The following is a 14,004-nucleotide window of genomic DNA, read 5'->3' as shown; positions in this document are numbered from 1 at the left end:
CCCATCGTAGATGGGGAGGATTGGGGGTTACAGCGCCTTCAGCCGGATCGCCTGGCCGCCGCCGGGGGCGAGGGAGAGGGTCAACGTGTCGCCCTTCTTCACCCGCCTGGTCTCGAACGCGATCGAATGGCGCGCATCGGTGGCATAGGTCGCGCCGGGGCCATCCTTGTAGACCTGCGCCTCGTATGTCTTGCCCGGATCGAGGAAATCCAGCGTCACGGTCAGCTCCCGCGCATTCTCGTCGGTGATTGACCCGACATACCAGTCGCGGCTCTTGCGATCCCGCCGCGCGAAGGTGACGTAATCGCCGACCTCGCCGTTCAGCACGCGGCTATCCTCCCAGTCCACCGGCACATCCGCGATGAAGCGGAAGGCCTGCGGGTATTTCGCGTAATTCTCTGGCGTGTCGGCCGCCATCTGCACCGGCGAGTAGAGCACCACGTAGAGCGCCAGCTGCTTGGCGATGGTCGACTGGATCGGGCTGTTGTCGCTGCCGGTCAGGCTGAGCACGCCCGGGGTGAAGTCCATCGGGCCTTCCAGCATCCGGGTGAACGCCAGGTTGACCTCATGCTCGGGCGGGTTCTTGCCGGGCCAGGCGTTATACTCCATCCCCCGCGAACCTTCGCGCGCCAGCCAGTTGGGATAGGTACGGCGCAGGCCGGTGTCCTTGACCGGCTCGTGGGAGTCGATCGACACCTTGTATTTGGCGGCGGCCTGCAACACGCGGAGATGGTGGTTCACCATCCACTGGCTTTCATGCCATTCGCGGCTCACCGAGCCGTCTGCGTTCACCCGCTCGATCTGCCCGGCATCGGCGACATAGCCGGTCTTGACCACCCGCTCGCCATGATCGGCAGCGAATTTGAACGCCGGATCGAACTGGCTCTCATAATGGCTGACCGCGCCGCCGGTCTCGTGGTGGCCGATCAGCGAGACGCCCTTGGACTTGGCGTATTGCGCCAGCGCATCGGCGTCGAAATCCTCCGCCGGGGTCGCGAACTGCATCGCCGAGCCATTGCCCGCCCAGTCGCCGTCCCAGCCGATATTCCACCCCTCGACCAGCACGCCGGGAATGCCGTATCTGGCGGCGAAGTCGATATAGGTCTTCACGTTCGCGGTGGTCGCACCGTGACGCGGCCCGCGTGCCCAGCTCCATTCGCCCTTGATCATCTTCCACCAGACGCCGACGAACTTGCCGGGCTTCACCCAGGACACGTCGCCCAGCCTGTTGGGCTCGTTCAGGTTGAGCATCAGGTGGCTCATATACAGCCCGCCCGCGTCGGGGGCGATCAGGAAGGTCCGCCACGGCGTCGTCCAGGCGCCGGTCTTCACCACCTTGGGCGTGCCCGAGTTGGGGGTGAGGACCGCCTTGAAGCTGTTCCCCTCGGTCTTCATCAGCCCCATGCTGGCATAGTCGACCAAAGCCGCCTCATGGATGGCGATATGGGTGCCGTCGTCCAGCTTCATGGTGATCGGCGTCGCCGCCGTGCCGACCGCCGTGATCGGCGTGCGGTTGTAGAGATATTCCTCGCGATTCCACAGGAAGGCGGGCTTCCACCACGCCGTCCCGTTCTGCGCGATGTTGAACTCGGTCAGCTCCTCGGCGATGTTCGCCTTGGCCAAGGCCTGCTGCTCGGGAAATTCGTAGCGGAAGCCGACGCCGTCGTCCTGCACCCGGAACACCACGTCATAGCGGCGGTGGAGCGCGCTCGACTCCATCAGGCGAACGCGCATCTCGCGGTGATTGTCGCGGATGGTACGCCATTCGCCCCAGGGCTGGGTCCAGCTGGTGTCGGACTTGGCATGGGTGACCGCCTCGATCTTCATGCCGCGTTCGATCTTGGGCGCGTCGGTGAACATCATGCCCAGCCGCGACGGCGCGACGATCGCCTTGCCGTTCCGCGCGATCATATAGACCGCGCGACCGTCATTGTCGGTGGAGACCTGCACCGTGATCTTGCCGTCGGGCGAGGTTTCGATCGCATCGGGCTGGCCCGCGGGCTTGGCGAATTTGAACGTCTCGTTGACCGCCGGATCGGCGGGGCCGTTCTGGGCCAAGGCCCCGCTCGCAATGAGGCCGAGGCCGATGGCAATGGTCGTCTTCATGCAGTCATCTCCCGGATCGCCGCTCCGAACGCGCCCAGGCGTTCGTCGGCGGCGCTATTGATCTGGACCAGCCCCCGCTGCCCACGCGGCAGGGCAGGGGGCAGGGTCACGGGCGTATCGCCCAGATTGAACAAGCAGAGCAGGCGCTGGTCGCCCTCACGCCGCTCGAAGGCGAGCAACTGATCGTCGGCGTGGAGCAGCGTCAGGTCGCCGACCGCCAGCGCAGGCGTTTCAGCCCGAAGGCGGACGAGGCGACGAGTGAGGTTCAGCAGCGAGTCCGGGTCACCGTCCTGACGGTTGACCGCGAGCGCGGCATGATCCGGCCCGACCGGCAGCCAGGGTTCGGCGTCCGAGAAGCCGCCGTTAATGGCATTGCTGCTCCACGGCATCGGTGTTCGCACCCCGTCGCGCGACAGGGTCAGCGGCCAATTGGCGATCGCTTCCGGGTCGACCAGCCGCTCGAAGGGGACATCGACCTGGGTCAGCCCCAACTCCTCACCCTGATAGACAAAGGCGTTGCCGCGAAGCGACAGCAGCAACAGCATCTTCATCCGCGCAAAGGCATCGCGGTGTTCAGGCGTCGCCCAGCGCGACACGGCGCGCGGCGCGTCATGATTCTCGAACGCCCAGCTCGGCCAGCCCATGCCCGGCTCGGCGGGCCATTTCGCGACCGCCTCGGCGACGATGCGCGGGGTCAGCCGATCGGCATAGAGGAAGTCGAAGCCGTAAGCCGTATTCAGCCGATGGTCCCCGGCAGTGAACAGCTTCATCTCGCGATCGGCCTCGTCGCCGCCGACCTCGGCCACGGTGAAGCGGTCGCCATACTCGTCCAGCGTGGCGCGGATACGCTCGAGGAACGGGACGATGTCGGCGTGGCTCTGATTGTAGAGTTTCAACTGGAAGTCGAACGGGCGGGTGCGGGTCTTGCCGGTGTCGGGCGCGGGCGGGTTATCGCGCATCGTCGGCTCGTGCATCATGAAGTTGATCGCATCGAGCCGGAAGCCGTCCACCCCCCGGTCCAGCCAGAAGCGCGCCGTCGCCAGCAATTCGGCCTGTACCTCCGGGTGGTGGACGTGAAGCTGCGGCTGCTCCTTCAGGAAATTGTGGAGATAATATTGTCCGCGCCGCGCGTCCCAGGTCCAGGCGGGGCCGCCGAACACCGACTGCCAGTTGGAGGGCGGCGAACCATCGGGCTTGGCATCGGCCCAGACATACCAGTCGGCACGGGCATTGGTGCGGCTGGAGCGGCTTTCGGTAAACCAGGGATGCTCGTCGGAGGTGTGGCTGTACACCTGATCGATGACGACCTTCAGCCCCAGTTCGTGCGCCCGCTTCACCAGCGCGTCGAAATCAGCGAGCGTCCCAAAGATGGGATCGACATCGCGGTAGTCCGCCACATCATAGCCGAAATCCTTCATCGGCGAGGTGAAGAAGGGCGACAGCCAGATCGCATCCACCCCCAGGCTGGCGACATGGTCCAGCCGCGCGGTAATGCCGGGCAGGTCGCCGATGCCGTCGCCATTGCTGTCGGCGAAGCTGCGCGGGTAGATTTGATAGATCACTGCGCCCTTCCACCAGGGGCGCGCGGTCTTATGGGCAGTCTCGGTCATCAACGGCTCTCCGCCGCGCAGACGGCATAGCCGAAAGCGGGCAATTCCAACATCAGGCTCCCCGGCGCGGCGGCGGTCGGGGCACAGGTGCCGGCCATGGTGGCGAAACGTTGCGATGCCGTTTCAACCTGCACGGCCTGAGCAAGAGGCTTGGCCGAGGTGTTGAAGGCGATCACATATTCGCGCCCCGTGGCGGGATCGAAGCGCGACACCGCGAACAGGCCCGGCGCATCGCCGCGCGCGCGGATCACCTGCCGCCCCCGCGTCAGCGCCGGATTGGCGGTGCGCAGCCGGGCGAGCGCTGCGATCTCGCGGTAGAGCGGATGGGAGGGTATGAAGCTGTCGGTCGCGGTCGTCTTCGTCGTGCCGCCCAGCCGGTTGTCGTTGTAGCTGGCGACCTTGCTGGCAAACATGTCCTCACGCGCGTCCTGGTCGTTGCCGTCGCCCGCGAACCCCTGTTCATCGCCCGAATAGATGGTCGGCACCCCGCGCAGCGTCAGCAGCATGGCGTGGCCGAGTTCGACCCGCTTCAGGATTTCCTCGTCCGAAGCATCGGGGTTCGCGGCCCGCACGTCGCGCGCGAAACGGCCATGGTCGTGATTGCCGAGAAAGGTCGGCAATATGTCCGCCGTCGCCTCGCCCTTGGCGTACAGCACATCGCCCTCGAACAGGTTGGAGAGGACGCGGGTCGGCTTGTTCTCGGCGACCGTCTGGATCACCGCGTTCATGAAGGCGAAGTCGAGGACCGCCGGATAGTCGGCGATCTTGGTCCACCGGGCCAGCGCACCCGGCTCCATCCCCGCCGTCACCTCGCCGAAGATGTGGAAATTCGGAATGCCCTTGGCCTTGGCGCGGTCCAGCATGGCGGGGACGAAACTGCGCCAGAACTCCGGGTTCACATGCTTGGCGGTGTCGATGCGAAAGCCGTCGATGCCGAACCGGTCGATCCAGCTGCCGTAAATGTCGATCATGCCCGCAATGACGCGCGGATTTTCGGTGTAGAGATCGTCCAGTCCCGAAAAGTCGCCGGTGGTCGAGCTTTCATCCTCGAAGCTCGTATTGCCGCGATTGTGATAATAGACGGGATCGTTGAGCCAGGCGGGGGTCTTGGCGTTCTTCTCGGCTGCGGGCACATAGGGGGTGTAGGCATAGTTCGGGTCGGTCAGCTTCGCGAAGTTCGCCGCCGTCTGCACATCGTCGCCCGAAAATCCCGGATTAATCGCCGCGCCCTTCACGCCGCCGCGCCGCTGATAGGGGTAGGTCGCACGGTCGCGATACGGACAGAGCGAGCCCTCGGCGCATTCGCGATACTGGATCACGTCCGCCGTATGGTTGACGATGATGTCCATATAGACCTTCATCCCCCGGCCATGCGCCGCTGCGACGAAGGCGCGCAGGTCCGCCTCGCTGCCCAGATGCGGGTCGACCGTGGTGAAGTCAGTGATCCAATAGCCGTGATAGCCCGCGCTTTCCTGGCCCTTGGCGCCCTGCACCGCCTTGTTCTTGAAGATCGGCCCCAGCCAGATCGCGGTCGCGCCCAGCCCCTGGATATAGTCGAGCCGCTTGGTCAGCCCCTTCAGGTCGCCGCCATGGTAGAAGCCCTTGTGCGTCGGATCGAAGCCGGTGGTCAGCGGCCCGCCCTTCAACCCGGCGCGATCATTGGCGGTGTCGCCATTCTCGAACCGGTCGGGCAGGACGAAATAGATCACCTCGTCCTGCGGCAGGCGCTGGCGATAATCCTGTGCGGCGAGCGGCGTGGCGGTCGCGAGGAGCGCGAGCAGCAGCGTCTTCATGCAAAAACCTTTGGGACAGGGGCGGCGCAATGCGCGGCGAGGAAGGCATCGTGCGTCGGTAGCCGGGCGGCCACCTGCGCGGCGTGACGCCGGGTGAGGCCGAGGAAATCGTCGAGCTCGTCCGCCGACAGCGCATCGGCGAGCGCATGATGTCCGGCCGGGATGATGCCCTGTCCGATCATCACCTGCACCCAGGCGGGTTCGGCGAAGAGTTCCTCGCCCTCCCGACGGAACCGACCGTTCGCGCGGAACAGCGCAATGCGGGCGGCCAGGCTATCGGGCAGGGGCACCGCCCGCCGCTCGGTCCAGAAGGGCTCGGGGCGGGCATTGGCATGGTAGTGCAGGATCAGGAAATCGCGGATCGCCAGCCACTCGGCCGCCGTCTCGCGATTATAGGCATCGATCTCGACCGCTGGCGGGATCGTCCCCGGCCAATAGTCGAGCAGCCGCGCGATACCCGACTGGATCAGGTGGATGCTGGTCGACTCCAGCGGCTCCAGAAATCCCGCCGCCAGACCGAGGGCGACGCAGTTCCCGACCCAGGCGCGCCGCCGCCGTCCGGTGGAGAAGCGCAAGCAGCGCGGCTCGCCCATCGCCTTGCCGTTCAGCGCAGTCAGCAGGCGATCGGCGGCTTCGTCCTCTGACAGATGGCGGCTGTCATAGACCAGGCCATTGCCGGTGCGGTGCTGAAGCGGAATGCGCCACCGCCAGCCTGCGCCATGTGCGATCGCGCGGGTATAGGGGGGCAGGGGGCTGGTCCGCTCGCCCGCCACCGCCAGCGCGCGGTCGCAGGGAAGGAGCTCGGACCAGTCGTCGAACGGCTCGGCCAGCGTCTCGCCGATCAGCAGCGCACGGAAACCCGTGCAGTCGATGAACAGGTCGCCCGTATGGACCTGACCGCCATCGAGTACGACATGGTCGATCCGCCCGCCCGCATCGCGCGCGACCGAGGCGATGCGGCCCTCCACCCGTACCACGCCAGCGCCTTCCGCATGGCAGCGGAGTAGCGCGGCGTAGAGGCTGGCATCGAAATGATAGGCCCAGGCCAGGCCGCTCGGCAGGTCGGGGCGGCCGGGATCGGGGGCGAAGCGGCCCGCCATGGCGGCTTGCGCACCCGGCATATGGCCCCAGAGCGAGGCCGGGTTCGCCGCCCCGCCGCCGCGCAGCCAGTAATGATGGAAGGGGACGAGGCCCAAGCCACGCCCGATGCTGCCAAAGGCATGGAGATAGCCGCTGCCTTCGCCCGACCAGCCCTCGAACCGGATACCCAGCTTGAAGCTGCCGTTCGTCGCGCGGAGGAATTCGGCCTCGTCCAGCCCCAGCATCTGGTTGAACAGGCGGATGCCGGGAATGGTCGCCTCACCCACGCCGACCGTTCCGATCGCGTCGGATTCGATCAGGGTGATGCGGGTGGAAGCGGGTGCGAACCGGGCGAGGGCCGCTGCCGCCATCCAGCCGGCCGTGCCGCCGCCGACGATCACAACCCGTTGAGCGATATGGTCTGCGGAAGGGGCGGCGTCCATGCGGCGTCTCACGAAACCCGCGCCGACCGTTGGACCGGCGCGGGGGTAGGGGCATCAGAAGCGATAGGTAAACCCGGCCAGGAACCGGCGGCCATAGCTCTGATAGTCGATCACCTCGTCACGGCGACCGGCATTGGTGGTGACGAACGGGGTGTCGGTCAGGTTCTGGCCCTGCACGAAGATCGACAGGCCCTTGAACGTGCCCTCCTGGAAGTCATAGCCGATCTGGCCGTCGACGATGGTCTCGTCGATCGCGCGGCGGCGGACACGGTTGGCGCCGAAGCCCGACAGCTCACCCACGAAGGTCGAGCGGTAACGGACCGAACCACGGATATTCAGGCCCCACTTCTCGAAAAAGGCGGTGCCGTTCGCCACCCAGCGGGAATAGCCGGGGATGTCCTCGGGCTCGCCCCCCGGCGTCGGGGTGATCTCGGTCTTGGTGTAGGAGCCGCCGCCCGTCAGGCCGAAGCCGTCGAGGAAGCCGACCAGCTGACCCAGCGGCAGCGTGCCCGCCAGCTCGACGCCGTAGATCTTGCCGCCGGTGCCGTTGATCGGGCGGGTGATGCGCCCTTGCGTCGGGATGCCCGCGGGCAGCGAGGCGGGCAGGGGCAGGCCGGTATAGTCGTAAGGCTGCTCAAGATTGTAAACGAAGCTCTTGAGATCCTTGTAGAAGCCCTGGGCCGCCAGATAGCCGCGCGTACCGAAATATTTCTCCACCGTCACGTCGAACGAGTTCGAGCGGATCGGGCGCAGATACGGATTGCCGCCATTGCCCGAGATCAGGCCCTGCTGCGCATCGAAGCCATAGGACAGGGCAACGCGCATATCGTCGAAGCGCGGCCGCATCATCTGGCGCGCGGCGGCGACGCGGAACACCCAGTCGGTCGGCAGGCGCAGCGACAGGTTGGCGCTGGGCAGGATGTCCCAATAATCGTCGCCTTGCGCGATGTTGGTATAGCCGGTGCCGTTATAGATCAGCCCGCGCGACTTCTGCTCGGTGCCGACCGCCTGCACGCCGATATTGCCGGTCAGCTCGGCCGTGCCCAGCTGCGCCTTCAGGTCCGCCTGCAGATAGGCGGTCATCAGATGCTCGGTGGTGGTGTACGCCTTGGCGGGCACGTCGGGGCTGGTGTTCGGGGTCAGCACGATCACGCCACCCGCGAGCAGCGCGCGCGGATCATAGCTGAGCATCGGCCCCAGACCCAGATAGGTCAGGTCGGTCGGCGTCTGACGATATTGCTGGGGCAGCGGGGCGATGGTCGCACCGTTCGGCAAGGTGACGAACGACTCGTTGGGCGCCAGCGACTTGGCGTGATCGGTATAGTTCAGGCCGAAGCGAAGCGCGCTGACGATCGGCGTCTCGACCTGGCGTTCGATCTCGACCCGGTACTGCTTGATCTCGTCGCGGATCTGGCGGTCGTTGAAATAGCCCGTCTGCCGCGTCGAGCCGCCCCAGCCCAGCGGATCGGTCAGCTGGATCAGGTTGGGGTCGGAATAGTTCAGCGTCGGTTGGAAGACAGTGCCGTTGCGGCCGGTGGTGAAACCGATCGTGTCGGTCGCGCCGACGCCCTGACCATAGCCGGTGCCGCTATAGGTCTCGAGCGTGATCTCGTCGCGATCGGTCTTGGAATAGCTGAGGTCGATGAACGCGCTCCAGCCGTCATCGCCTTTATACTTGCCGTTATAGCCGAACGAATAGAGCTTGGCCTTGCGCTGGAACGAGTCGTTGCGGACGACGCCCTCGACGCGGTTGAACGTGCCCGAGGTGACGAGGCCGTTATTGACCACCGCATTGGTCAGCGACGTGCCCGAACCCCATTGCAGCGGCAGTTCGATACCGCGCTTGATCTGGTCGTCGTCGAAGTCGGAATAGAAGCCGTCCAGCGTGCTGGTGAAACTGTCGCTCATCCGCCACTGCACCGTGCCCGACAGGCCCAGCCGCTTCAGCGTGGTCGAGGTGACATAGGATTTCGAACCGCCGATGACGTCGACCGGCTGGCCGCCCACCGTCGTCTGCGCATAGCCCCAGGCATTGCCTTCCTGAATCTGGTACGGTTCGTTCAGATAGCTGGCCGACAGAGCGACGCCGATCGTGTCGTCGGCGAACTGGTCGACATAGGTCGCGCTGGCGCGGTAACCGAAGTCCTTCGAACCCGCATTCAGCTTGCCGATATCGGCATAGGTGCCACGCGCGCCGACCGAGATCACGCGTTTACCGTAATCGAGCGGGCGGATGGTCTTCAGGTCGACGGTGCCCGACAGGCCCTGGCCGATCAGCCCGGCATTGGCGGTCTTGTAGATCAGGACCTGATTGACGACTTCGGCCGGATACTGGTCATATTCGACGGCGCGGTTGTCCCCGGTCGAGGTCTGCTCGCGGCCGTTCAGCAGCGTGGTCGAGAAGTCAGGCGCGAAGCCGCGGATCGAGATGGCGTTGGAGCGCCCGTTGACCCGCTGCGACGTGACGCCGGGCAGGCGGGCGATGGACTCGGCGATCGAGGCGTCGGGCAGCTTGCCGATATCTTCGGCCGAGACGGACTCGACGACCAGATCGCGGTTCTTCTTTTCCGCGACGGCGTTTTCCAGCGCGGCGCGGAAGCCGGTGACGACGATATCCCCCGGTTCGGAATCCGCCTGCGCCTGCTCGGTGGCGGGCGCGGGCACGACCGCGACGCTTTGCGCGAAGACCGGTGCGGCCACGATCATGGCCAGCGTGCTGACCCCGAGCTTCAGGAACGAGCGCGCGGCATCGGCCGGCGCCACAGGGCGAACCGTCATGAAATCCCCTCCAGGAAACCCCGTCATCGTTCAAAGGACGGGTATGGTTGTTGCCCCTCCTGTGAAATGCCGCGCGATGAAAAGGAATAATGCCGCATACGTATTCAATGCGGCCGGTTCGGCCTGTTGCATTATTACGACAGCACTTCGGCTTAACCCGCGTCATGAAAGCCGGTAAGCGAAGGGGAGAGGAGGAAGCACTGATTTGACCGGTCCGCGTAAGCCCACGTCGTTCGACATCGCGCAGATGGCGGGCGTATCGCAGCCGACGGTCAGTCGTGCGCTCCGGGGAAGCCCTTCGGTCAGCGCGGCCACGCGTGCCCGGATCGAGGCGATCGCCAAGACTCTGAACTATACGGTCGACCGCGCTGCGTCGAACCTGCGCAGTGGGCAGACACGGACGCTGGCGCTCCTCTTGTTCCGCGATCCCTCGCCGGGGCGCACGCTGATCAATCCCTTCTTCCTCGGTATGTTGGGCTCGATCATGGAGAGCTGTGCCGAGGTCGGGTACGATCTGCTCGTCTCGTTCCAGAACCCGACGAGCAACTGGCAGGCCGATTACGAAGACAGCCACCGCGCCGACGGGCTGATCCTGTTGGGTTATGGCGACTATGCCGCCTATCGCGAACAGTTGGAGACTTTGGTCGCGCGCGGCACGCATTTCGTCCGCTGGGGCTCGGTCGCGCCGGGGCAGCCGGGGCTGACCATCGGCTGTGACAATCATGCGGGCGCGCTGGCGGCGACACGGCACCTGATCGCGCAGGGGCGCAAGCGCATCGCCTTCCTGGGCGATGCGACCGACCATTATCCCGAATTCCACGATCGCTATCGGGGTTATTGCGACGCCCTGTCCGAAGCAGGGCTGGCCTGCGACGCCGCGTTCCAGGTCGGTGCGATCTCCAGCGAGGAGGAAGGCGAACGCGCCGCGCGCGAACTGCTGGCAAGGGGTAAGCCGTTCGACGGCATCATGGCGGCGAGCGACCTGATCGCGCTGGCCGCCATGCGCGTGCTGGCCGAGGCGGGTCTGCGCGTGCCCGCCGATGTCTCGCTGGTCGGGTTCGACGATATTCCGGCGGCGAGCTTCGCGCACCCGCCGCTGACCACCGTGGTGCAGGACGCGGCGGCGGCGGGTCGGTTGCTGGTCCGTGCGCTGCTCGCCGAGATCGGGGGGGCGTCGCCGCCGCCCACTCTGCTGCCCGCCACGCTGGTCGTGCGCGGGTCCAGCATCAGGCCATAATCATAGCGATAACAAGATTTTGGGAGAGGTTATGGAGAAGCCGCGTCAAGGCTTTTGGGGGTTGTGGAACACCTCGTTCGGCTTTTTCGGCATCCAGATCGGCTTTGCCCTGCAAAACGCCAATGTCAGCCGCATCTTCCAGTCGCTGGGTACCGCCGAGAAGGATCTGGCGTTCCTTTGGATCGCAGCGCCCCTGACCGGGCTGCTCGTCCAGCCGGTGATCGGTCACTATAGCGACCGGACCTGGGGTCGGTTCGGGCGGCGGCGGCCCTATTTCCTGGCCGGTGCCGTGTTGGCGACGCTGGCGCTGGTGGGGATGCCCAATGCAGGCGGGCTGCTGGCGGCGGCGATGCTGTTGTGGCTGCTCGACGCTTCGCTCAACATTTCGATGGAGCCGTTCCGCGCCTTTGTCGGCGACATGCTCCCCAGCCGCCAGCGGACGGCGGGCTATGCGTTCCAGACCGCATTCATCGGGGCCGGGGCGGTGCTGGGATCGCTGGCGCCGATGCTGCTGACCGATGTGTTCCATGTCGCGAATGTGGCGGGGCCGGGCGAGGTGCCGCCGTCGGTGCGCTACGGCTTTTACATCGGCGCGGCGGCGCTGTTCGTCGCGGTGCTGTGGACGGTTCTGACCACGCGCGAATATTCGCCGCAGCAACTGGCCGCCTTTGCCGAGAGTGACGACGGACAGGCCGTGCGAAGCGATGCGGCCCCGAGCGACCGGATCGGCGCCGCGCCGCTCTGGATCGTGGCCGGTGCGCTGGTCGTGGCGGGCGTCGGCTGGCTGGGTCTGGACAAGCCGGTCTATCTGCTGGGCGGCGGGCTGATCGTTTTCGGCCTTGCCAAGATCGCCAGCGCCGCACTGGTGCGGGGCGGGCACAGCGGCAATGCGCTCAGCCAGATCCTTGCCGATCTGGCGGCGATGCCGGAGACCATGAAGCGGTTGGTGCTCGTCCAGTTCTTCACCTGGTCGGCGCTGTTCATCATGTGGATCTACACGACACCGATCGTTGCCGAGCGGGTCTTCCATAGCAGCGATGCGAACAGTGCCGCGTTCAACGAGGGGGCGAACTGGGTCGGTGTGCTGTTTGCCGTCTATAGCGGGGTGGCGACGCTCTGGGCCTTTGCGCTGCCATCACTCGCCAAGGCGATCGGGCGGCGCAACGCGCATATCCTGGGGCTGCTTTGCGGTGCCGCCGGGTTCGCCTCGTTTTTGGTGATCCGCGATGCATGGTGGCTGATGGCGTCGATGGTGCTGGTCGGCATCGCCTGGGCGTCGATCCTGACCATGCCCTATGCCATCCTGTCGGCCGCGCTGCCTGCCGAAAAGCTTGGTATTTACATGGGCTTGTTCAACATCTTTATCGTGTTGCCGCAGTTGATCGTGTCATCGATCATGGGTGCGGTGGTCGGGCATTTCTTCCCCGGCAACCTCGTCTGGGCGATGGCGGTCGCCGCCGGGGTGATGACGCTGGCCGCGATGGCGATGCTAAGGGTGGCGCGGGACGCTTGATCCTTTCCGGTACGGGGAGGGGGACCGCCGCGCAGCGGTGGTGGAGGGGGCGTGCCACCAAGGACATCCGTTGCGGAAGCCCCCCTCCGTCAGGCCTTCGGCCTGCCACCTCCCCGTGCCGGGGAGGATTAGCGGGGCAATGTGATCGTCGCCGCCAATCCGCCTTCGGGGCGATTGGCGAGACGGATATCGCCGCCCGCCTCGCGCACGATCGAGCGGGCGAGCGCCAGGCCCAGGCCGACGCCGCCGGTCTCGCGATTGCGCGAGGTTTCCAGCCGGGTGAAGGGATCGAACACCGTCTCCAACTGATCCTCGGCAATGCCGGGTCCCTGGTCGGCGACGGTGATCGCGACATGCCCGGCCTTCGCGTCGATGCGGACATCGGCGGCGTGGCCATATTTGATCGCATTCTCGATCAGGTTGCGCACCGCGCGCCGCATCAGCGACGGTCGCAGCTTCAGCCGCAGTCGCCCGCCTTCCTCGAAACTGACATCCTGCCCCAGATCGTGGAAGTCGGCGACCACCGCATCGACCAGCGCGTTCAGGTCGACATCGGTTTCCGCCTCGCTGGGCCGCCCCATGCGGGCGAGTGAGAGGATATCCTCCAGCGTCTTGTTCATCTCGGCGACGGTGTCGGCCATGCGCAGCCGGTCCTGCTCGTCCTCGACGGACTCGATGCGTACGCGCAGCGCAGCGAGCGGCGTGCGCAAGTCATGCCCGATCGCGCCGAGCATCCGGTCCTTTTCCTCCAGCATCGCCGCGATCCGCAGACGCAGCGCATTGAAGGCGGCGATCAGTCCGGACACGTCGAGCGGCCCCTGTTCGGGAATGGTCTCCGCCGGCGCCCGCGGGTCGAACCGCTCGGCCGCACGGGTCAAGTCGCGCAAGGGCCGTGAAATCCGTCGCCCGATCCACAGCACCGGCAAAAGGATGATGCCGTACAGGATCAGCGTCTGCGCGATCAGGCGCCAGACCAAAGTCATCTCGTCGCTCGGCCAGAAGGACCGCGTGACCAGCCAGCCGCCACCCGTCCGCTCGACCGCGATCAGCAGCTCCATCGCCGGATGGCGACGCCGGTCGAAACGACGGCGCGGCCAGTCGAAATCCTCGGGTTGGAACGGGCGGACGCCGGTCACGACCCGCGCGACCGGATGCCCGAGCTCGACCAGCCCTTCGCGAATGAGCGCCTCCACTTCGGGCACGCGTGGCAGGTTCGGCCGGATCGGGTTGGCCGCCGAAGCGCGGACCCGCCCGCGATCGGGGGGAAGCGGCTTGCCGCTCGCGGCCCGCTCGATCGCGTCGTTCAGCCGGGCGATGGCGGGGCCCGATGTCTGTTCCAGGATCAGGCTGCGGCGTTCGTGCAGGAGCAGGGTGAAGTTGATCGCCTGGGCCACGAACAGCGCGATGGCGAGCAGAACGGCCATCTGCGCCGCCAGCCGACGCG

General features: G+C 66.1%; 8 protein-coding genes. 2 read left to right on the top strand and 6 right to left on the bottom strand.

Features of this window, described 5'->3' with window-relative positions:
• Positions 1 to 27 precede the first annotated feature (27 nt).
• Genes ACWKSV_RS06960 through ACWKSV_RS06940 form a run of 5 tightly spaced genes read right to left on the bottom strand, consistent with a single transcriptional unit; the run spans position 28 to position 9,810 of the window.
• On the bottom strand, positions 28 to 2,106 hold the full coding sequence (locus ACWKSV_RS06960) for a glycoside hydrolase family 97 protein (RefSeq protein WP_076716708.1): 2,079 nt from the start codon (positions 2,104 to 2,106) through the stop codon (positions 28 to 30).
• The gene (locus tag ACWKSV_RS06955) at positions 2,103 to 3,716 is read right to left on the bottom strand and encodes an alpha-amylase family glycosyl hydrolase (RefSeq protein ID WP_191864440.1); all 1,614 of its coding nucleotides are present in this window, start codon (positions 3,714 to 3,716) and stop codon (positions 2,103 to 2,105) included. Before ACWKSV_RS06955 ends, ACWKSV_RS06960 begins: the two co-directional genes overlap by 4 nt.
• A complete protein-coding gene (locus ACWKSV_RS06950) occupies positions 3,716 to 5,509 on the bottom strand; it encodes an alpha-amylase family glycosyl hydrolase (protein WP_483666915.1) in 1,794 nt (597 codons plus the stop codon). Before ACWKSV_RS06950 ends, ACWKSV_RS06955 begins: the two co-directional genes overlap by 1 nt.
• Positions 5,506 to 7,032, bottom strand: a complete 1,527-nt coding sequence (locus tag ACWKSV_RS06945; RefSeq protein ID WP_076716705.1) for a tryptophan halogenase family protein — start codon at positions 7,030 to 7,032, stop codon at positions 5,506 to 5,508. Before ACWKSV_RS06945 ends, ACWKSV_RS06950 begins: the two co-directional genes overlap by 4 nt.
• A gap of 54 nt (positions 7,033 to 7,086) precedes the next feature.
• Positions 7,087 to 9,810 carry a TonB-dependent receptor gene (locus tag ACWKSV_RS06940; protein WP_156884300.1) on the bottom strand — a complete coding sequence of 908 codons (2,724 nt, stop codon included), beginning with the start codon at positions 9,808 to 9,810 and terminating at the stop codon, positions 7,087 to 7,089.
• A gap of 205 nt (positions 9,811 to 10,015) precedes the next feature.
• Here ACWKSV_RS06940 and ACWKSV_RS06935 point away from each other — a divergent pair, with 205 nt between their 5' ends.
• Together ACWKSV_RS06935 and ACWKSV_RS06930 are read left to right on the top strand one after the other, a co-directional pair.
• Complete coding sequence (locus ACWKSV_RS06935; RefSeq protein ID WP_237243383.1) at positions 10,016 to 11,047, top strand: LacI family DNA-binding transcriptional regulator; 1,032 nt, start codon at positions 10,016 to 10,018, stop codon at positions 11,045 to 11,047.
• A 31-nt stretch (positions 11,048 to 11,078) separates the two neighbouring features.
• On the top strand, positions 11,079 to 12,560 hold the full coding sequence (locus tag ACWKSV_RS06930; protein WP_076716702.1) for an MFS transporter: 1,482 nt from the start codon (positions 11,079 to 11,081) through the stop codon (positions 12,558 to 12,560).
• Positions 12,561 to 12,688: 128 nt separating this feature from the next.
• Here ACWKSV_RS06930 and ACWKSV_RS06925 read toward each other — a convergent pair whose 3' ends face one another.
• The gene (locus tag ACWKSV_RS06925; protein WP_083706781.1) at positions 12,689 to 13,984 is read right to left on the bottom strand and encodes a HAMP domain-containing sensor histidine kinase; all 1,296 of its coding nucleotides are present in this window, start codon (positions 13,982 to 13,984) and stop codon (positions 12,689 to 12,691) included.
• Positions 13,985 to 14,004: the final 20 nt, after the last annotated feature.

The organism is Sphingomonas sp. SphC10 (assembly GCF_057004845.1).
Note: the sequence above shows the minus strand (reverse complement) of the source record. Positions and strands in the feature narration are given on the sequence as shown.

What these genes read in the sequence shown, in the direction of transcription:
- ACWKSV_RS06960 (WP_076716708.1), bottom strand. Translation starts at nt 2,106, where the DNA reads ATGAAGACGACCATTGCCATCGGCCTCGGCCTCATTGCGAGCGGGGCC.
- ACWKSV_RS06955 (WP_191864440.1), bottom strand. Translation starts at nt 3,716, where the DNA reads ATGACCGAGACTGCCCATAAGACCGCGCGCCCCTGGTGGAAGGGCGCA.
- ACWKSV_RS06950 (WP_483666915.1), bottom strand. Translation starts at nt 5,509, where the DNA reads ATGAAGACGCTGCTGCTCGCGCTCCTCGCGACCGCCACGCCGCTCGCC.
- ACWKSV_RS06945 (WP_076716705.1), bottom strand. Translation starts at nt 7,032, where the DNA reads ATGGACGCCGCCCCTTCCGCAGACCATATCGCTCAACGGGTTGTGATC.
- ACWKSV_RS06940 (WP_156884300.1), bottom strand. Translation starts at nt 9,810, where the DNA reads ATGACGGTTCGCCCTGTGGCGCCGGCCGATGCCGCGCGCTCGTTCCTG.
- ACWKSV_RS06930 (WP_076716702.1), top strand. Translation starts at nt 11,079, where the DNA reads ATGGAGAAGCCGCGTCAAGGCTTTTGGGGGTTGTGGAACACCTCGTTC.
- ACWKSV_RS06925 (WP_083706781.1), bottom strand. Translation starts at nt 13,984, where the DNA reads ATGGCCGTTCTGCTCGCCATCGCGCTGTTCGTGGCCCAGGCGATCAAC.